The organism is Arthrobacter sp. TE26545 (assembly GCF_056279005.1).
Genome location: NZ_JBWBQM010000001.1, coordinates 3802379 through 3821879 on the forward strand (window position 1 = coordinate 3802379; position 19501 = coordinate 3821879).

The following is a 19501-nucleotide window of genomic DNA, read 5'->3' on the forward strand; positions in this document are numbered from 1 at the left end:
ATCCCCTAGTTGCTGCGTACACGCGGGTCGAGGCGGACGTAGAGGATGTCCACCAGGAAGTTGGCCAGGAGCACGGCAGCGGTAATGGTCAGGAACAAGCCCTGCATGAGCGGGTAGTCCAGGCCCTGCACGGCGTTCAGCAGCTGGTAGCCCACGCCCGGGTAGGCGAACACCACCTCGGTCAGCAGGGCACCGCCTACGACGAAGCCCAGGCTCATGCCGAAGCTGGTCACGGAGGGCAGCATGGCGTTGCGGGCGGCGTAACGGAACATGATGCGGCTCGGCCTAAGGCCCTTGGCCTCGGCCATGGTGATGTAGTCCTCGGAGTTGGTGGCAATCATGGTGTTGCGCATGCCGAGCATCCAGCCACCCACCGAAACGAGCACGATCGTCAACGCGGGCAGCACCAGGTGCGCACCGGCGTCGGAAATGAACTCCCAGCTGAAGCCCGGTTCCAGGCCGTCGCTGAACGCATGGCGCAACGGGGACCAGCCCAGGATCACGCCGAACAGGTACAGCGCGCCCATCGCCAGCCAGAAGTACGGGAAGGAGCCGATGAAGATCAGAAGGGGCGGCAGGGCCGAGTCGATCGCGCCGCCGCGCCGCCAGGCGGCCAGGATGCCCAGCAGGTTGCCCACGACGGCGGCAATCACCAGCGCGGTCCCGCCGAGCAGGAGGGTCCAGCCGATCTGGGAGGCGATGACCTCGGTGACGGGCGTGGGAAAGCGGGAGATGGAAACACCCATGTTGCCAGTGACGATGTTGTGCAGGTAATCGGCGTACTGCTCCCAGATGGGACGGTCGTCGACGCCGAGGAGCTTGCGCAGCGCCTCCAGTTGTTCGGGCTGCATCTTGCCCTGGGTGCGGGCAAACATGCGCGAGACAGGGTCACCGGGCATGAAGCGCGGGAGCAGGAAATTCAGTGTGATGGATGCCCAGAAGGCGATCAGGTAGAAACCTAAACGGCGCAGGATGAAGCGCACGGTTTCCCTCCATTCGGGAATTGCGGCGGCCGGAACCGTGAGAGGCCACGGCCGGAAAAGAGATGGTGGCCGCCCGGCGGCGTTGCTGGGAACAGCGTTGCAGCGCCGCCGGGCAGGCAGGGGAACGGGCCCACTCCGCCCGGGTTCCCTGGCCGAAGCGAAGCAAGGCCAGGGAACCGGGTGGGGATTACTTGCGCGGTTCCAGCGTGGTCAGCACAAGCACCGTCGTGGCGGACCGGTCCGAGAGGGTTGCGTAGGCGTTCTCTTCGCTAGGCCAGCCGGTGAAGCGGGTGTCGTTGTAGGCGCCCCATTCCGGGCCCGAGAAGAGCGGCACCAGCGGTGCGACCTCGTTGTACTCCTCCTGGAGCTTGTAGGCGATGTCCTTCTGCTTGGCTTCATCACCGCTCGCGGCGAATTCCTTCAGGAGGGCGTCGGCCTTGGGGTCGCCGAAGCGGTGGTAGTTGTCGAAGGTCTTGGTCCCGACGGGCTTCACCGAGGCGGTGCCCATGGAGTTGTTGAAGTACTTATACGGGCTGGGATCGTTCGCGCTCCAGACGATGCCGGAATCGAAGGTGCCCTGTTCGTAGCCGGCTACCACAGAGGCCCAGTCCGGGGAGTCCACCTTGGCGGTGACGCCCACGGCCTGCAGGTTCTGGGAGATCACGTTGGCAACGGAGAGCCAGTCGGAGGAACTGGCGCCCACGGAAATCTTGAACTCGAAGGGCTTGCCATCCTTCAGGGTGCGCTTGCCGTCGGCGCCCTTGGCGTAGCCTGCCTCATCCAGCAGCTTGTTGGCTTCCTCCACGTTGAGCTTGGTCCAGCTGCAGTTGTCCTTGACCGCGGGGTTCTTCCAGCCCTCGTAATGGCCGGAGAGTCCGGTACAGTCGGCGGGCTGAGCGTAGCCGCTCATGCCGATCTTGGTGACCTGGTCGCGGTCAACGGCCATGCTGAGCGCCTTGCGGACCTGTGGGTCGTTGAACGGGGCCTTGGTGGTGTTCAGCTGCCAGTTGATCATGGCGCCCGTGGGCGGGAACCAGTAGTGGCGGTGTTCCTTGTCCTTGGAGACGAAGGTCTTCTCGATGTTCGGAATGTATTGCGTGGCCCAGTCGACGTCGCCGTTCGCGGCGGCGAGGTTGGCTGCATCGTTGCCGGACATGGCCAGCATCTTGATCCCGGCGATCTTCTGCTTTTCCGGCTGCCAATAGTTGGGGTTCTTCTTCAATACGAAGGACTGGGCCTGGAAGGACTCCACTTCGGTGTACGGACCGGTGCCCACGGGCTTGGAGTTGGCATCCTTGCCGGGATCCTTCACTGCAGACCAGACGTGCTTGGGCAGGATGGGGAGCTGTCCAACTTCGTAGAGGGCCGGCGACCACGGCGTGTTGAAGCTGAAGGTAACTTTGTTGCTTCCCTCGGCCGCGACCTCCTTCAGGTATTCGAAGCCGCCCTTGATCTTCTTCTGCAACTGGAACGTCAGTACTACGTCCTCGGCCACGAGCGGCTTGCCGTCGGACCACTTCACGCCGTCGCGCAAGGTGAAGGTGATGGATTTGCCGTCCTTGGCCACCTCCCATTTGGTGGCGAGCCAAGGCACGGCATCGCCCTTGAGCGGGTTGGAAATGAGCAGTGGCTCGTAAATTGCCTGCTGGACCATCGGGGTCACAGTGGGGGCGAACGGGTTGAAGTTGCGGTCAAACGTGCTCATGTCCTCGCGCGGAATGGTGAGCAGCGCGTTCTGGTCCGCAGCCGCGCCGGAGGAACCGGCGGGCTTGTTTGCGGTGGCCGAACAGCCTGTGAGGAGCAACGCCCCCACGGCCAGGCCGGCGGCAGTGATGCGCGCGGACCTCAGAAACCGGGATTGTGTCATGATGGATATCTCATTCCTGTCTTGCTGAAAGGTGGGGTGGGGCAGATCTTCAGTAGTGATTTCGCGGTCAGACTGAAGAACGTTCAAGCAGCGGACAGTCGACCAGCTGCTGGTCGGCAGCGATCGGCTGTCCTGCTGTGAGAGCTGCGAGCGTCCGGACGCCCAGGGCGCCCATTTCTTCGAAGGGCAACGCAACCGTGGTCAGCTTGGGCCTGAGGTAGGCCGCAATCAGTTCCTGGTTGTCGAAGCCGATCACGGCGATGTCTCCGGGGATGGTCAGTCCCCGTTCCTTGATGGCGTCATAGGCGCCCATCGCCATCCGGTCGTTGAGGCAGAACAGGGCCGTCGGCCGGCCCTCCCCCTCCTTGTACCGGTCAAGAATCGTGCAGGCGGCCGCATAGCCGCCGTCCGCCGTCGCGTAACCCGAGACGACGAGTTCCGGATCCAGATCCAGCCCGGCCTCGGAGAGTGCTTCGCGGGCACCCGCCAAGCGTCCGACGGCGGCCGGAATGGCCGGATCCAGGTTGATGACACCAATACGGGTGTGTCCCGCCTGGAGCAAACGTTCGACGGCGACCCGTCCCCCGGCGTGTTCGTCCGGGACAATCGAGGGGAGTTTGCCGTCGGCGTCGAAACAGTTGATGAGGACGGTGGGAACCTCGTTGGCACTTTTCGGAACGTGCACTCCCCGGTGGAATGTCGCAGCGTAAAGAACGCCCTCCACCCGCTGTTCCAGCAGCTTTTCAAAGGCGGCATCTTCCAGGCCCTGGTTGGGTCCTACGGCATCGGCCTGATCGGAGGGCGCGATGAGCAGGAAGCGGCGGTCCAGCCAGGCCTGATCCTGGGCTCCCTTGATGATGTCCACGGCGAACGGGGCTGTAACGATCTCGGTGACGATGCCGTACCAGTCGCTGCGCTGCGAGGCCAGGGCGCGGGCGCCGGCGTTTGGCCGGTACCCGAGTTCCAGGACGGCCTCGGCAATGCGGTTCCGGGTTTCCTCGGAGATGCCCGCATTCGCGCGGTTGCTCAGGACGAAGGAGACGGTGGTGCGGGAAACCCCGGCGTGCCGGGCGACGTCTGTCATGGTGACCCCGCGCTGCCGGGGCTTGCCTGACACGTTAGCGGCTTTGCCCGCGGCTTTCGCGGTCTTGCCGGCCTTGCCCTCGGCGGTGCTTCTCGCCATTGAACGCTCCACTTGCTCTTCGTCGAACAAAGCCTGTGCTTGCTCTGGTTGCCACTCCAGGTTGCGTAGGTAACGCGCGTTACCTTGGAGCGTGTGATTTAGGTTACGCGCGTTAGTCGAAGGTGTCAACGACGAGTTTCCTGGAAGTTTCCCAATGCGGTCCAATCCATCCAGGCGGGGCCGGGAACAATGGAAAGTACTTGACGTATTGGAAAGTACTTTCCTAGAATCGTCGCACTGAACACAAACAACAGGGGGAACGTCATGGACGAAACGACAGGTAGCTTGTCTCCGGAAAGTGCGCGGGAGCTACTAGCAAAGGCCGACTCGATCGGATCCATTTCCACCAGTTCAGCCGCCTGGCCTGCGGCGATGGTCTTCACCAGCCTGGCCATCATTGGTTCCTTCCTGATGATTGGCATGCAGATCGTCACCCACACCGGTTACGGCGCACCCTTGCTGGCCGTATCCGCAGGCATCTGGGGAGCCGCGACGGCAAGCATCTGGCCGATGTTCCAGAAATCCGCCAAGGCCGGATTCACCCGGCGGTTCCTGACCTCCCTCTTTGCCTACTTCACGCTCTATTGCGCAGCCTTGATTCTGGGAGCCATATTCTTCCCCACGGGAAACCTGTGGTTCTACGTCCCTGCTGCCATCTTCCTGGCCGCCGTCGGCCTGGCCGCGGCGTTCCGCGAGCTGCGCGCATGAGCGCCGTAGACCATCCCCGCCATGGGCTCAACGAGCTTGTCCATTCACCGGTCCGCTTTTCCATCATGGCCGCGCTTGCACATGCCGAAATGCTCGATTTCAAAGACATCCGGGATGCCATCCAGGTGAGTGATTCGGTGCTGAGCAAACAACTGTCCCTCCTCGAAAAGGCCGGGTACGTGAGAATCAAGAAGAGCTTTGCCGGCAAGTTGCCGCGGACCTCGGCTAGTCTGACACCCGACGGGCGCGAGGCATGGGCCGAGCATTTGAGGGTCCTGCGGGAAATTGCGGGCGGCTGAGCCCGGGCTGTTTCACGGACCGCCCCCCGGGCAGCACGGGACCCCGCGGCGCCCCACGGCCTGAATAGTCCGGCCGCCTTCGCGGGCTGCCGCCCTGTTCGCTTCCAACTTTGCCGGGCTCGGTTCAGGGCCTAGCGGACCGATAGGCTTCTGCCATGGCATTGAGAGCCCCCCGCGTAACTCCCGGGCTGCCCGCCGAGGAAGCCCAAGGCCTGGCCCGTTCGCTCCAGGACAGCAACGACATCACGGTGTTCGTGGACGGCACCGTCCACCGTCTCCCCGCCACGGCGCGGGACGCCGTCGTCGACATGCTCCAGAGGCTCGGCCGCGGCGAAGCGGTGAGCGTCAGCAGCGTCGAGGAAATGCTCACCACCTCACAGGCGGCGGAGCTTGCGGGAATCTCGCACACTTATCTGCGGAATATGACCGACCGGGGCGAGATCCCCGTGGAGTACCGGGGCACGCACCGGCGCATCCGACTCGGCGCCATCATGGCCTGGCTCGAAACCCAGAAAGCCCAGAAAAAGGGCGCGGATCCGGCCGGCCCCGCAGCGGAAGAGCCTGCCGGCCAAGCATGACACCGGCCCCGTCGCACATGACGGCGTGATAAGGATCAAGCAACAATCCCGCGGAACACGCCAAAGGGCCGCACCCCCGGCGATACCCTTAATCCGTGCGAAATTTCAAGGGATGGCATATCTTGGCGGGCCTGGCCGCGATGGCCATTGCCGCCCCCTTGGGTTCGCTCATGGGACTGAATTTCGTGGCCACTTTCATGTTCGCCTGTGTGGCTTTTGTCGCGGTCGCCTTCTGGGTGGACAACAGGCTTGCCCGGCGCCGCACGGCCAGGCCGGAAACCGGCGAACTCCCGCTCCGCGACCCCGCCGACAGCTGAGCCCCGGCCTCCAGGCCCTCAGCTCCTCTGCCGAGCCCAGACTTCCAAACCCTCAGGCCCGCGGCCGGGATCAGATCCGCGGCCGCGCCGCCCATCTCCTGGCCTTGAGCGCCGCGTGCAGTTCCAGCCGGACTCCCCCGTTGAGGGGATCGACGCCGATCAGCTGCCGGATCCGCGCCAGCCGGTTGTAGATGCTGCTGCGGTGCAGGTGCAGTTCCTTCGCCACTTCCTGCACCGAGCCGTCGCTGTCATACAGCAGCTCGAGCACCGGCAGGAGTTCCCCATTGCGGTCCGCGGCCTCGAGCGTGCCGAAGTGCACTGAGCCCTGGTCGTCCCAGCCGCCCGGGGCCGTCAGGCGGTCGAAAAGCTGGTAGACGCCGGTGGCACGGCTGTCCACCAGCTCGCCGAGGCGGGGGTCGACGGCGGCGGCCTGGGCTGCAAGCTTTGCCTGCCGGTAGGCGGGGCCGAGTCCGCGGATCGCGGGCAACGGTTCGCTGATGCCCAGGATCAGCCGCTCCACGCCGCGGCCGGAGCGCTTGGCCAGCTCCAGCTGGTAGTGCACCAGCACCTGCGCGTGCACGGCCCGTCCGGCGGTTTCCCGGAACAGCATCACGGCGTGCGTTTCTGCTCCGGCGCTGAACAGCACGGAGTCGACGCCGATGGTGGACTGCAGCGCGGCCGAGCGGTGGATGAGGGTCGCCGCGAGGGGATCGCCGACGCCGTCGCCTCCTCCGGCGTCAAGCACCACCACCAGCTGCCACGGGGCTTTGCCCTGGATTTCCTTCCAGCCGGCCACCGCGGCAAGCGCGTTCGATTCGCCCTCGCACGCGGAAAGGAACTCGCGTTCGCGGCGGCGCCGGAACTCGGACTCGGCGGTGTTGGATTCCAGCAGCAGCCCGGCCAGCAGGTCCAGTTCGTTCCGCACGCCGGGCAGTTGGGCGAGGATCGCCGTCGCGCTTTGCTCCTCGAGGTCCTGCTGCACCCAGAGGTACCCCACCCGGAATCCGCGCACCAGCAAGGGAACGCACACCCGGCCCAGCATGCCCAGTTCATCGTTGGCCGGGACCACCACCGGGCGCACCGCCGTGGCGATGCCGTGCGACAGCTGCCAGGCGCTCACGTCCGCGGGCACCTTCTTGCTGAGCAGGAAGTTCACCCGGACGCGGTCGGCGTGGGACTGGTTGGAGCTGTAGGCGAGCAGCACGCCGTCGAGGTCCTCCAGCGACAGGCCGCGGCCGAGCTTGAGCGCCACTTCCTCGACAAGCTGTTCCACGTCCTGCTGCATGCAGCAAGACTACTGCCGGGAAAGCTCCGCTTTCTCTCCCCGGAGGCACGCAGCATGGCCTCGCGGTCGAAGCTGCCCTCCCACCTGGCCACCACGAAGGTCGCCACGCAGTTGCCCAGGAGATTGACCACCACCTGCATCGAATCCATCAGACGGTCCGCCCCGCGCCGTCGAGGTTGAAGGAGTAGCCGGTGGGATGACCAGGCCGGAGGTGCTGCGCGGGCAGCCTGCGTTGGCCAGCTTGGTGATGATGCGCGGCATGAGAGCGCGCGGGCGCGACACCCCTCGGACACCTGCCAGCGCCGTTCGGAGGGCACCCAACATCAGGCGACACCTGCCGCCCCACGGTTCGACAAATGTCGAGGCAAGAATCGCAAAAACCCCGGAATCACGCGGAAGTCACTTCCCGCCGTCGGGCGCTTTCCTGTCTGGTGGCTCACAGCGGATCTATTCTGGAATCACAGTCCCCCACCGCACAAAGGCCCAGCAAGCCTTTCGACAATGGAGCCCAAAAAATGATCATCGGTGTCCCCAAAGAGATCAAGAACAACGAATTCCGTGTAGCCATCACTGCGGCCGGAGTTCACGAGTTCCGCACCCACGGCCACACCGTGCTGGTGGAGCGCGGGGCAGGCCTGGGCTCCGGAATCACCGACGAGGAATACTCGATCGCCGGCGCCGAGATCGTTGCCGAAGCCGATGACGTGTGGGCCCGCGCCGACATGGTCATGAAGGTCAAGGAACCCATTGCCGCCGAATACCACCGCTTCCGCAAGGGCCTGGTCCTCTTCACCTACCTGCACCTGGCGGCAGAGCCCGAGCTGACCCAGGAGCTCATCAACTCCGGCGTCACCGCCATCGCCTACGAGACCGTGCAGGACGGCCGTGCACTGCCGCTGCTGGCCCCGATGTCCGAGGTTGCCGGCCGCCTTTCCGTGCAGGTGGGTGCCAACTCCCTCATGGCCCCGGCCGGCGGCAAGGGCGTGCTGCTGGGCGGCGTCCCCGGTGTCCGTCCGGCCAAGGTCGTGGTGCTGGGTGCGGGCGTGGCCGGCACCAACGCCGCCGCTATGGCCCTGGGCCTCGGCGCCGACGTGAGCATCATGGACATCAACATCAACCGCCTTCGCGAGCTGGATGCCCAGTACCAGGGCCGCCTGAAGACCGTCGCCTCCAACGCCTACGAGATCGAAAAGGCCGTGGTGGACGCCGACCTCGTGATCGGTTCCGTCCTGATCCCGGGTGCGAAGGCACCGAAGCTGGTCTCCAACGAGCTCGTCTCCCGCATGAAGCCGGGCTCCGTGCTGGTGGACATCGCAGTGGACCAGGGCGGCTGCTTCGCCGACACCCACCCCACCACGCACCAGGAACCCACCTACAAGGTGCACAACTCGATCTTCTACTGCGTCGCCAACATGCCCGGCGCCGTGCCGAACACCTCCACCTACGCGCTGACCAACGTCACCCTGCGCTACGCCGTGGCCCTGGCCAACCTGGGCGTCAAGGCCGCCTTCGACCGCGACCCCGCCCTGGCCGCCGGCCTCAACATCGCTGCCGGCCACGTGGCACACCACTCGGTGTCCGAGGCCCACGGCCTGCCCCTGGTGGCCGACTGGCACGAGCTGGTTTCGGCCTAGCTTCACCCGCATCGACTGCTGCGTTGATGTCGTTTTGGACCTCCAGAACGACATCAACGCGGGGCCCACAGCGGCGAGTGGCCCCGGGCGAGGAACGAGCCTGGGGAGCCGCTGGGGGCGGTCGATTGCTGTTTAAGCAGGCCTAGGAAAGCGCCTCGCAGATCGGCTGAAGCGCGCTGGAGTCTCCGTGCTCGAAGTACTCGAAGAACGGATGCTGTCCCGCTTCGAAAAGTGCGGAATCGTCCGCTGCGTTCTGGACTGTTCGGCCGGCATCGATCAAGACCGTTCCGTCCGTCCCGGCGATCCGCAAGCGGTTGGTCAATGCCTCGGTCCCTGTGCCGGGGTCGCCGGGGGTTCCGAGGATATGGTCGATCCGGTTGCGCTCATACCAGGAGAGGGTGGCGCCGGTCAGCGGATTCGTCAGAGTTCCGAGGATTTCGTCCCGGAAGTGTCGCTCGGTCAGGTCCCCGTTCAGGTCGTAGTAGCGTTTTCCGGTCACGGACCTGGTTCCGCTGATAAGGACCTCAAAGGGTGCAGGCCCGGCGCACTGGATTCCTGTCGGTTCCCCCGAGAACGACGGCTCCGTGAACGCCACATCACAGATGGTTCCCGCACCGACTGTTTTGCACACGGGGTTGAACTCGGCCGGGACCGGAGGGTTGAGGGTTGAGGGATCAACGCTGTGATCGGCTGACGATGAGGACTGGGGCGCCCCGGTTGCCGCCGATGCTCCCGGAACTCCTACGAATAAGGCGGCCGCACAGGCAAGGACCGCCGCGAGATGGGGCTTGAACATTGGGGCATCTCCGTTCAATAGGGGGCTGAAGCACCGTTAGGCCAGCCCCCTACGTTCGGTGCAAGTGCAAGCTACGCTCAGCCCCTTTGCCCGTCAAGAGTCCCGCAGTCCGGACTCGTGCCCGAGCGCCAGGAAGGCGTCGTCGTCGGCGAGTTCCTGTGCACGGCGCGCAGTGATTTCCGCGTAGCTTCAGCCTTACGACAATCGACTGTCCCCTGCGTAGACGTCGTTTTGGACCTCCAGAACGACATCAACGCGGGGCCCACAGCGGCGAGTGGCCCCGGGCGAAGAACGAGCCTGGGGAGCCGCTGGGGACGGTCGATTGCTGTTTTAACAGGCCTAGGGTTTCGCCGGAACCTCCGGCAGGGATGGCGAGGGGACCGGCACCGGCGCTGTGGGCGCGGGCACAGGCACTTTGACCGGTCCTTCCGAGGGAATGACCGGAATGTCCTTCCGCGGTTCAACGGAACTTCCGGAATGATGCGGGGTCACGGGGGCCGGGTTCCCGGCGGGCGGCGTGGCGGTGGTGGAAGGAGCCGGGGCTGCGCCCGGGGCGTGGGCCGCCTCAGTGGGATGCGGGCTGAAGGATGGCGCCGCCGGAGCTGCGGGCGGCGCGGCCGGCGCCGGGAGCACCTTGGCGACAACGGTGCCCACCGCCTCGCCCAGGTGGCTCAAGGCAGCCGGGATGCCGCCGTCGGAAGCTGCTGCAGCCGTGGCACCGGCCGCGAGTGATGCCGCGACGGCGACGGCGGTGACCGCCAAGCGGCGCCTGCTGCGGCGCGCGGACAGTTCGTCCACGGGCGCGGCGGCAGTGCTGTCGGTCGCGGGGTCCTCCGCGTGCCGGAGGACGGCGCCCGGCACCATCAGGGCCTGCAGTTGCGCCGAAGGCTCCGGGCGGACTTCGGCCAGGGCACGGAGTTCCAGCAGTTCGCCGCGGAGGTCCGCCGCGTCACGAAGGCCGGCCTCTGCCAGCAGGCGGTCGATGCCCGCGGCAGCGTCGTTAGCGGGGTTTTTCGCTCATGATCTGCCATTCCTTTGTAGCGCGCACTTCCGGAGTGCGTGCAGGGCCCTGCGCTGCAACTGCTTCACAGCCCCTTGCGTCTTCCCCATGATGGCCGCCGTTTCTTCCAGTGAAAGGTCCGCCACGACCCGCAAGGCCAGCACTTCGCGGTAATCGTCCCTGAGCCCCGCCAGCAGCTCGGTCACGCCAAGCCCCTCGCCGTGGCCGAACGCCTGTGCCTCGGCCGACGGTGCGCGGCGGTCATCCAGTTCCGGCTCAAAGGAACTGAACGCCGGTTCGCGCTCCCGTTTTCTGTAGTGGTCCACCAGGCGTGCGTGTGCGATCGAGAAGAGCAGCGACTTCGCTCCCTGGAGGCCGCCGTGAAGGGATGGGATTTTCGGGTACAAGGCCAGGAAAACATCCTGGGTGACCGCTTCGGGGTCGTGGACGCCGCGGGCCTGAAGGTATCCGCGCACCTGGCCGGAGAAGCTGTTGTAGGCAGCCGTGAAGAACAGTGCGGGGTCCTCCCCGACCGTCGGCGTGTATTCGTCAGCCAAAGGGTCCAGCACCCGCGGCCCTCCATCCCACGCAGCGCTGCCGCCTCGTCCGATGACCCGGGAAACGGCGCTGTCGTCTGTTACATTGCAGGGGCTCCCCGCCCGAAAACAGGGAGCCCCTCATCGTTAGAGCCTAGTCGCGGCCTTAGGGACGGACGGAATCGGCCAGTCCGCCAACTTTGCCGGGAAGCTCGGCCGGGGTCCCCGGAACGGCAGGCACGGCAGGAACAGCCGGGGCGCCCGGCGCGGCGGGAATTGCCGGGACAGCAGGCACAGCCGGCAGGCTTGCGTTCGCACCGGTGTTGGCCTCGGCCGAAGCCGTGCCGCGGGCTTCGAGCTGGGCGTCGACGCCTGCCACAACCTCTTCGCAGTGCGCGTCAACGTTGGCCTCGCCGCCTGCGGCGACAACCAGGGACTCATAGCCCGGAACCTTGGCGTCCGCGTTCAGCCCCCCACCGCTGAGCAGCGCCTTGCACAGTCCGAACGATTCGGGCAGGACGACGTCGGCGGCCTTCGCCTTCGCGGCCGCAACAGCGCCTGCGATCTTTGCCTTCGCGGCTTCGACGGCGTCGGCAGCAGTCGCCTCCGCGCCGTCGGCGGAATCAGCTGCCTTTTCCTGTGCGTCGGCAGCAGCGGCACCAGCAGCGTCGGTGGCCTTCGCCTTCGCGGCGCCGGCTTCTCCGGCAAGTTCCTGGGCAACAGGAGCAGGTGCGCCGATCAGTTCATGGGCCTTCTGCTGAAGATCGGCAGGAAGCGCGCCGGCGAACGCGGCTACGCCGGAACCGCCTACCGTGACGGCTCCGGCGGCGAGGAGGCCGGCTGCGACTTTGCTGGTGGCAAGGACAGTGAACAAGGACATGGAACCCTCCGACAAAATGTCTGGCATTGGCACGGCAGCAACGGTCGGCTGCCGGTGGTCTGTGGCGCGGGCGTTGCCCGCACGACCCTTACATCGCCAGGGGCCGCGGAAAAGTTACACCTTCACGGAAAAAGTTTTCAGGCAGCGAGCTCGCGGGCCTGCTCTATCAGCTCCAGCACCGCGGCCGAGTCCGCCGGATCCACCGGGAGGGGCAGCGCGGAGGAGGCTCCGCCGTCGCCGATCTTTTCGGCGAGGATCCGATAGAACTCCTGGTAGGCGCCGCGCTCGGTGGGCACGGGCGTGCGGACGCCGTCGCGCTCCAGGATCCCGTAGTTCTCCTGCGAGTCGAGGCCGTACGCAGGGTCCGCGGGCAGGCCGCCGGCCAGGATGAACGGTTCCTGCGGGTCGATGCCGTACTTCACGAAGCCGGCGTCGCTGCCCAGGATCCGGAAGCGCGGGCCGTGCAGGCGGCTGCTCAAGTTCAGTGCGTGGTGGCTGATGACGCCGGACTCGTGCCGGAGCGCCAGGAAGACGTCGTCGTCAGCGCGTTCCTGTGCACGGCGCGCGGTGATTTCCGCGTACCTGACCGTCGCGGGGGCCCAGCAACTGCAGCGCCAGGTCCAGCACGTGGGTGCCGAGGTCGTAGAGGACCCCGCCGCCGTCGTTCACGCCCGCGCCGGCCTTCCAGGCCTTGCTGATCTGCGGTGCCCAGCGCTCCATGGAACTTTCGAAACGCAGCACCTCACCCAGCACGCCGGCGTCGAGCAGTTTCCTTACGGTGAGAGCGTCGCCGTCCCAGCGGCGGTTCTGGTACACGGTGAGCACCCGGCCCAGCCGCCCCGCCAGCTCGATCAGTTCCCGCGCCTGCGCGCTGTGCACGGCGAACGGCTTGTCTACGACGACGTCGAGCCCGGCTTCCAGCGCGGCTTTCGCCAGCGGGTAGTGGCTTGCCGGGGGCGTCCCGAGCACGATCAGGTCCAGTTCCCCGGCGAGGGCCAGTATGTCGTCCGGCCGGTCCACGAGCTTCACGCCCGGATAGCGCTCCGCTGCGGACTGGCGCCGCCCGGCGTCGGAGGTAGCGATCACGTCCAGTGAGAACTCCTGGTTGGCGGCGAGGAACGGCGCGTGGAAAACGCTGCCGGACAGGCCGTAACCGGCGACGGCGGCACGGATGGGAGTGCGGGAAGCTGCGGTCATGCTGCCAAGGCTACGCCCGGCGCACCGGCGTCCGACAGCGAAGGGGCCGGTACCAGCGGGATCTTCCGCGGGCACCGGCCCCTCGTGTGTTGCTGAAGCGTGTGTTGCTGCAGCGGGGGTTACTTCTTTTCCCAGCCGATGGTGGTCCAGTCCGGAACCGGGGTGTCAGTCGAGTTGGCAAACAGTGACGGACCGTAGTTCGCCAGGCCCTTCTTGACGAAGTAGATCTGCGGGCCGTTCATGACAACACCCATGGAGAAGTACTTGGCCATGTGCTTCTTCTCGACCTCCATGGCGGCCTTGTTTCGCTCGGCGTCGTCCTCGATGCTGGAGAGCTTGGCGATCTCGGCGTCGAGCTCCTTGTCACCCAGGCCGTTTTCGTTGACCTTGGAGTCGTAGTACTGCTTCACGGCGTCGGTGGCGTCAGAGCCCACCGTATAGCCGGAGATGGTCATGTCGAACTCGCGGGAACCGATGATCTTGCCGAATTCCCCGCTGCCCTTCTGGTCGATTCCCACGTCCATGCCGGCAGCCTGGAGCTGCTTCTGCAGGGTCTGGGTGGTTGCCAGCGAGGTGGGATCGTCGCCGAAGTTGGTGATCTTGAAGGCAACGGGCTTGCCGTCCTTCTCCATGATGCCCTTGCTGTTCGGTGTGTAACCGGCGTCCGTGAGGACCTTCTTGGCCGCTTCCGGGCCGCTCTCCTTCACCGGGTAGTTGTCCTGGTAATTCTTGGAGAACGGCATCAGCATCATCGATCCTGAGCTTTCCTCTTCCCAGTTCAGGCCGTTGAAGCGCACCTTGCGGATGGCTTCGCGGTCGACGGCGGTGAAGACGGCCTTGCGGACGGCGACGTCGGTGAGGGACGCGCGCTTGGCGTTCAGGTTCAGGCCACCGGCGAAGAGGCGCTGGCCGCGGCGGATGTCAGTGTCCTTGGTGCCTTCCAGCTGCTTGTAGCGGGTAAGGGTCCGGCCGTCAGTCGCGTCGATTTCACCGTTCTTGAAGGCGGCAATCGTCGCACTGTCTTCCATCTGGCGGAAGACCACTTTGGAGAGCACCGGTTTGGCACCCCACCACTTCTCATTGGGGACCACTACGACGGTCTTGGCGGCGGCATCGTAGTTCTCCACCTTGAAGGGGCCGGCCATCCATTCGGGGTGGAGGTTGCCGGCAAACCCCTTGTTGAAGATTTCCGGGGTGTTCACCTTGGGGTGGATCAGGCCGGTGAACAGGGCATCCAGCGGGTACACGGGCTGGGTGGTGGTGACAATGACTTCCTTGTCATTGGCGCCGGCCTTGACCGAGTCCACGAATTCGTAGGCGCCGGAGGTCACGATGTCGATGTCCTTGTTCTTGCCCTGGAGCATCTTCCAGGTGTTCTCGAACGTCTTGACGTCGATCGGCGTGCCGTCGTTGAAGGTCGCTTTGTCGTTGACCTTGATGGTGACGGTCTGCTTGCCGTCCTTGACCTCGCTCTTGACGGACTCGCAGAAGTCCTTGTTCGGCGTCGCGGTGCCGTCGAAGGCAAAGTTCCAGCAGCCCCAGGTGCCGGCGCCGTCGATCGGACGGTGCAGCGCGGTGTTGTCCGCGCTGTTGCCCACATTGGAGAAACCGTTGAAGTCCGGGCCGATGCTGTCCAAGGCCAGGGTCAGCGTGCCGCCCTGTTCCAGGTCCTTCGGGTCCTTTTCATTGATGCTGATGAGCTTGCTGATATCGCCGCCTGCCGACTGCGCCTTTTGGGATGCAGGGCCCGACGGCGTGCCGCCGCCGCATGCGGTCAGCATCAGCGCCGAGGCGATCGCCACGCCGCTGATGGTCAGGTACTTCTTCATTGTTCTCCCCTTCAGTACTGCGTTTGGTTGAAGTGATGGCTTGGGTTTGCTGCGGATGAGGTTCTTGAAAAGCCGTGGTTTCCCGTCAGGCATGCACCACGAGCATGTCGGCGTCGATCTCGCCGTCCGGGAAGAAGCAGGCGAATTGCTGCGCTTCCTCCGGATCCGTTCCATCCGCTGCTCCGGACGCAGTGCCGCCGGCCGCCGTCGCGTCGTCCCCTGCCAGGGGCGGTTCCAGCGTGAGGCACTTTTCTTTTTTCGCCTGCGGCAGGGCGGCGAAAACGGGGCAACGGGTGGCAAAGTTGCAGCCCTTGGGTGCGTCCAGGGGGCTGGGCAGGTCGCCCTGCAGCATGATCCGCTCGCGGGTCCGTTCCAGTTCGGGGTCCGGGACCGGGATGGCGGAGAGCAGGGCGCGGGTATACGGGTGGCGCGGGTTGTCGAAGACCTGGTCCACGTCCCCCATTTCCACGATCTTGCCCAGGTACATCACGGCCACCCGGTTGGAGATGTGCCGCACCACGGAAAGATCGTGCGCCACCATGAGGTAGCTCAAGCCAAGTTCGGCACGGAGCTGGTCCAGGAGGTTGATGACACCGGCCTGCACGGAAACGTCCAGCGCGGAGACCGGTTCGTCCAGGACCACCAGCTTGGGGTTCACCGCGAGCGCCCGGGCGATGCCGATGCGCTGGCGCTGGCCGCCGGAGAACTGGTTGGGGAAGCGGTTCACATGGTCCGGCTGCAGCCCCACCAGCGTCATCAGCTCCATGATGCGCTTCCTGATGGCGGTCTTCGGGAACCCCAGGTTTTCCAGCGGCTCGGCCAGCACTTCATACACCGTGAAGCGCGGGTCCAGGGCGCCGGTGGGATCCTGGAAGACCATCTGCATTTCCTTGCGCATGGCCTGCTTGGTCTTGCCGTCGGTAGCCACCTTGTTGCTGAGCCCGCCGATCACCACCTCGCCCTGCTGGCCTGGGTTCTGGGGCCCGGTGTGGAACTCCATGATTTCCAGCAGCGTGGTGGTCTTGCCGCAGCCCGACTCCCCCACGATGGACATGCATTCGCCTTCGCGGATGTCGAAGCTGAGCCCGTCCACGGCTTTGACCGTGCCGATGCGGCGCTTGAAAAGGGAACCTTTGAGCAACGGGAAGTGCTTCTTCACGTCCTTGAGCTCGAGGACCTTTGCCCGCTCGTCCCGGGGGACGCCGTCGAACTTTGACACCGGAACCGGGGGCGCGTGGAAGATGCGGTGCGCGTCCACGCCGTCGAGCTCTCCGCTCTTGATGCACGCGGCGTGATGGCCGTCGCTGCCGTCGACCGTGAGCAGCGCGGGCTCGGCGATTCGGCACTCGTCGGTGGCCAGCGGGCAGCGGGCCGCGAAGGAGCAGCCCTCCACCGGGTTGATCAGGTTGGGCGGAGTGCCCTCGATCGGCACCAGGGAGCTCTCCTGGGAGGTGTCGACGCGCGGAACCGCGCCCAGCAGGCCCAGTGTGTAGGGCATCCGCGGGTTGTAGTAGATGTTCTGCACCGAACCCGTTTCCACGGGCTTGCCGGCGTACATGACCATGATGTCATCGGCCATACCCGCCACCACGCCGAGGTCGTGGGTGATCATCACGACGGCGGCCCCGGTTTCCTCCTGTGCCGCGTGCAGCACTTCCAGGACCTGGGCCTGGATGGTGACGTCCAGGGCCGTCGTCGGCTCGTCTGCGATCAGCACCCGGGGGTCGTTGGCGATCGCGATGGCGATCATCACGCGCTGGCGCATGCCGCCGGAGAACTCGTGCGGGAAGGACTTCAGCCGGGCCTGCGGACTGGGGATGCCCACCATGGCCAAGAGCTCGATGGCGCGGGATTCCTTCGCCCGGCTGCTCATGCCCGGGTTGTGGACGGTGAGGGCCTCGATGATCTGGTGGCCCACGGTGTAGACGGGGGTCAGGGAGGAAAGCGGATCCTGGAACACCATGGCGATGTCGCTGCCGCGGTGCTTGCACATGGCTTTGTCGCCCAGGCCCAGCAGTTCCTGGCCTTTGAAGCGCACGGAGCCGCTGATTTCCGCGGTTTCCGGCAGCAGGCCCATGATCGCCATGGAGGTGACGGACTTCCCGGATCCGGACTCGCCCACGATGCCCAGGGTCTTGCCGGCCATCAGCTCGAAGTCGACGCCGCGGACCGCGTGGACCACGCCGTTTTCGGAGTTGAAGCGCACGTTCAGGTCCCGGACGCTGAGGACAGCGGCCCCGGGAGCGTAGAGGCCGGCGTCGCGCAGGCGCTCGACGGCGGACGGTCCGGTTTGGGTTCCGGCCTGGGTTGAGGTCTCGCTGCTCATTTGTTCTTCTTCTTTGCGTTCAGCTTCTGTGGGGGTTTGGCGCGGCCGATCGAGGTGGAGCTGGGGTCGAACGCGTCCCGGAGGCCGTCGTTCATCATGGCCAGGGAGCCGGTCAGCAGGAACATGACGGTCAGCGGCACCCAGAACATCCAGGGGAAGGAGGACACCTGTCCGGTGGCGCCGCCGATCAGCACGCCGAGGCTGACGTCGGGCAGCTTGATGCCGATGCCGATGTAGGAGAACGCCACCTCGGCGAGGATGGCCCCGGTGATGCCCCGGGTGAAGTCCAGCACCAGGAGGGAGCCGATGTTCGGGACCAGGTGGCGGCGCACGATCCTCATGGACGGAACGCCCATGTACCTGGCAGCCTTCACGTAGTCCCGCTGCATCAGGGACATGGCCAGGGAGCGGACCAGGCGGGCGGTTCCCATCCAGCTGAAGAACAGCAGGACGGCGATCAGCAGCAGCCAGCTGGGCAGTTCCTTGAGGCTCTGGCCGCCGCCGCTCGTGGCCACGGCCACCACCAGGATGGCGGGCATCATGATGAGCGCTTCGAGGATGAAGAGCATCACCGAGTCCACCTTGCCGCCGAAGAAGGCCATGGTGCAGCCGTAGATGGCGGAGATCAGCACGGACAGCCCGCCCACGATCAGGCCGATGAAGATGGATACCCGGGTGCCCTCGACCACCAGGGCCAGCAGGTCGATGCCGGCCTGCGAGGTGCCCAGGAGGTGTTCCGGCGAGGGGCCCATGCCGATGTTGAGCGGATCGATGGTGTCCTTGTCCCAGCTGGTGAGGAAGCCGCCCACCAGGGAGAAGGCGAAGAGCCCAACGAAGATGGCAAGGCCGGCCACTGCCGTCTTGTTCCGCATGAAGCGGCGGAAGATGATGCGGCCCTTGCCGATGACGACGTCGGCCGCCTTGGCTTCGTCCAGTTCGGCTACGGGATCGATAAGGTTCGTCATTACTGGACCCTCACTCGCGGATCGACCAGGGTAGTTGCGAAGTCGGCCAGGATGGCGCCGATGGCGAAGATCACCGAGCCGTAGGCCAGCATGGCGGTGGCCACGTTGACGTCCTGTTTGCCGATCGCGTCGATGCTCCAGAGGCCCACGCCTGGCCACGCGAAGATGGCCTCGGCGAAGAAGCCGCCGGTGAAGATGGCGGGGATGGTGAAGGCGATGCTCTGCGCCACCGGGATGAAGGACACGCGCAGGGCGTGCCGGGTAATGGCCTGGTTGCGGGGTGAGTCCCTTGGCCCGGGCGGTGCGGACGAAGTCGGCGTTGACGTTGTCCAGCAGGTACTGCCTCTGGGCGATCTGGTAGCCGGCCCAGCCGAACACCGTCATCGCGAAGGTGGGCACGGCGTAATGGGCCACGAGGTCAACGAACGCCGGCCAGCCGGGCTCGATTCCCGGCGTCGAAATGCCGGTGACGAAGAAGATGCGCTCCCCCACGGCGTCGTTGATGCCGATGGCGCCCAGCTGCACAAGGAAGTAGGCAATCGGCGCGGGCAGGATGTGCACCAGGTAGCTGTACGAGGTGATCGCACGGTCCTGGAACTTGTACTGCCGGGCGGCCGAGTACACGCCCAGGGCCACGCCGATGATGAGCGTGAGGATGATCGAGGCGATGAAGAGCCTGGTGGAAATCATCACCCGGTCGGCGAATTCGGCATTCACGTAGGCGCCGTTGGGACTGCGCCCCCAGTCCCAGCGGGTGAGGATGCCGCCCAGCCACTGGATGTAGCGCTCCCAGGGATTCATGTTCGGATCCAGGCCCAGCAGGCGGAAGGAGTTGGCCACCTGTTCGGGGGTGGGCCGCGGGATCTTTTCCTGTTCCAACAGCGCCGGTTTGAGGGAGCTGACGGCAAGGAAGTACCCGGCCGAGGTGGTCAGGAAGATCATCACCAGGTAGGTGAGGGCACGTTTGCCCAGATAGCGGAGCACTTGCGTTCCTTCCTTAGTTCCTCGCCGCGTGCGGGGTGGTGCACGCGGCGAGGAAAAGCCGGCCGATGGTTGCGGGCCGTCCCCCAGATTCCGCCGTCGCAGAAACGTGAAGGATCAACTTCGAAGGATGTGCT

17 protein-coding genes and 3 pseudogenes are annotated in these 19501 nt (G+C 65.6%); 5 read left to right on the forward strand and 15 right to left on the reverse strand.

What is annotated here, in order from left to right; genetic code table 11:
- Positions 1–5: 5 nt before the first annotated feature.
- From ACZ9CK_RS17305 to ACZ9CK_RS17320, 4 genes are all read right to left on the reverse strand, one after another.
- On the reverse strand, positions 6–983 hold the full coding sequence (locus tag ACZ9CK_RS17305) for an ABC transporter permease (RefSeq protein ID WP_476050589.1): 978 nt from the start codon (positions 981–983) through the stop codon (positions 6–8).
- Between the two features lie 187 nt (positions 984–1170).
- Positions 1171–2850, reverse strand: coding sequence for an ABC transporter substrate-binding protein (locus tag ACZ9CK_RS17310; protein ID WP_476050590.1), 1680 nt, complete (start codon positions 2848–2850; stop codon positions 1171–1173).
- Positions 2851–2917: 67 nt separating this feature from the next.
- Positions 2918–3934 (reverse strand): LacI family DNA-binding transcriptional regulator, encoded by a 1017-nt coding sequence (locus ACZ9CK_RS17315; protein ID WP_476050926.1) that lies wholly within the window; start codon positions 3932–3934, stop codon positions 2918–2920.
- 224 nt (positions 3935–4158) lie between these two features.
- Positions 4159–4416 (reverse strand): hypothetical protein, encoded by a 258-nt coding sequence (locus ACZ9CK_RS17320; RefSeq protein ID WP_476050591.1) that lies wholly within the window; start codon positions 4414–4416, stop codon positions 4159–4161.
- Between ACZ9CK_RS17320 and ACZ9CK_RS17325 the strand changes: the two genes are divergently transcribed.
- The 4 genes from ACZ9CK_RS17325 (at position 4406) to ACZ9CK_RS17340 (ending at position 5935) form a co-directional block, all read left to right on the forward strand.
- Entirely contained in the window at positions 4406–4741 is a 336-nt protein-coding gene (locus tag ACZ9CK_RS17325; RefSeq protein ID WP_476050592.1) for a hypothetical protein, read from the forward strand. The two genes, ACZ9CK_RS17320 and ACZ9CK_RS17325, sit on opposite strands and share 11 nt — an antisense overlap.
- The gene (locus ACZ9CK_RS17330) at positions 4738–5040 is read left to right on the forward strand and encodes a winged helix-turn-helix domain-containing protein (protein WP_476050593.1); all 303 of its coding nucleotides are present in this window, start codon (positions 4738–4740) and stop codon (positions 5038–5040) included. The genes ACZ9CK_RS17325 and ACZ9CK_RS17330 overlap by 4 nt, the downstream gene beginning before the upstream one ends.
- Positions 5041–5195: 155 nt before the next feature.
- On the forward strand, positions 5196–5618 hold the full coding sequence (locus ACZ9CK_RS17335; protein WP_476050594.1) for a helix-turn-helix domain-containing protein: 423 nt from the start codon (positions 5196–5198) through the stop codon (positions 5616–5618).
- 95 nt (positions 5619–5713) lie between these two features.
- A complete protein-coding gene (locus ACZ9CK_RS17340) occupies positions 5714–5935 on the forward strand; it encodes a hypothetical protein (RefSeq protein ID WP_426300714.1) in 222 nt (73 codons plus the stop codon).
- 70 nt (positions 5936–6005) lie between these two features.
- Here the strand turns inward: ACZ9CK_RS17340 and ACZ9CK_RS17345 are convergent, their stop codons facing one another.
- Both ACZ9CK_RS17345 and ACZ9CK_RS17350 read right to left on the reverse strand, forming a co-directional pair.
- The gene (locus ACZ9CK_RS17345) at positions 6006–7187 is read right to left on the reverse strand and encodes a helix-turn-helix domain-containing protein (RefSeq protein ID WP_476050927.1); all 1182 of its coding nucleotides are present in this window, start codon (positions 7185–7187) and stop codon (positions 6006–6008) included.
- Positions 7088–7505: pseudogene (locus tag ACZ9CK_RS17350) on the reverse strand (hypothetical protein); the annotation flags it as partial. The gene ACZ9CK_RS17345 and the pseudogene ACZ9CK_RS17350, both read right to left, overlap by 100 nt.
- 230 nt (positions 7506–7735) lie before the next feature.
- Here ACZ9CK_RS17350 and ald point away from each other — a divergent pair.
- A complete protein-coding gene (gene ald / locus ACZ9CK_RS17355; RefSeq protein WP_476050595.1) occupies positions 7736–8854 on the forward strand; it encodes an alanine dehydrogenase in 1119 nt (372 codons plus the stop codon).
- Between the two features lie 142 nt (positions 8855–8996).
- Here ald and ACZ9CK_RS17360 read toward each other — a convergent pair whose 3' ends face one another.
- The 9 genes and pseudogenes from ACZ9CK_RS17360 to ACZ9CK_RS17400 form a co-directional block, all read right to left on the reverse strand.
- A complete protein-coding gene (locus ACZ9CK_RS17360; RefSeq protein WP_476050596.1) occupies positions 8997–9353 on the reverse strand; it encodes a hypothetical protein in 357 nt (118 codons plus the stop codon).
- A gap of 636 nt (positions 9354–9989) precedes the next feature.
- A complete protein-coding gene (locus tag ACZ9CK_RS17365) occupies positions 9990–10514 on the reverse strand; it encodes a hypothetical protein (RefSeq protein ID WP_476050597.1) in 525 nt (174 codons plus the stop codon).
- 153 nt (positions 10515–10667) lie between these two features.
- Positions 10668–11219, reverse strand: coding sequence for an RNA polymerase sigma factor (locus ACZ9CK_RS17370; protein WP_426300722.1), 552 nt, complete (start codon positions 11217–11219; stop codon positions 10668–10670).
- 133 nt (positions 11220–11352) lie between these two features.
- Positions 11353–12066: a hypothetical protein gene (locus ACZ9CK_RS17375; protein ID WP_476050598.1), complete on the reverse strand. Its 714-nt coding sequence runs from the start codon at positions 12064–12066 to the stop codon at positions 11353–11355.
- A gap of 137 nt (positions 12067–12203) precedes the next feature.
- Positions 12204–13263 (reverse strand): annotated as a pseudogene (locus tag ACZ9CK_RS17380) (Gfo/Idh/MocA family protein).
- Between the two features lie 119 nt (positions 13264–13382).
- Complete coding sequence (locus tag ACZ9CK_RS17385) at positions 13383–15092, reverse strand: ABC transporter family substrate-binding protein (protein WP_426300728.1); 1710 nt, start codon at positions 15090–15092, stop codon at positions 13383–13385.
- Between the two features lie 85 nt (positions 15093–15177).
- A complete protein-coding gene (locus ACZ9CK_RS17390) occupies positions 15178–17418 on the reverse strand; it encodes a dipeptide ABC transporter ATP-binding protein (protein WP_476050599.1) in 2241 nt (746 codons plus the stop codon).
- Positions 17415–18383, reverse strand: coding sequence for an ABC transporter permease (locus ACZ9CK_RS17395; RefSeq protein ID WP_476050600.1), 969 nt, complete (start codon positions 18381–18383; stop codon positions 17415–17417). Before ACZ9CK_RS17395 ends, ACZ9CK_RS17390 begins: the two co-directional genes overlap by 4 nt.
- Positions 18383–19367: pseudogene (locus tag ACZ9CK_RS17400) on the reverse strand (ABC transporter permease). The gene ACZ9CK_RS17395 and the pseudogene ACZ9CK_RS17400 overlap by 1 nt, the downstream one beginning before the upstream one ends.
- Positions 19368–19501: the final 134 nt, after the last annotated feature.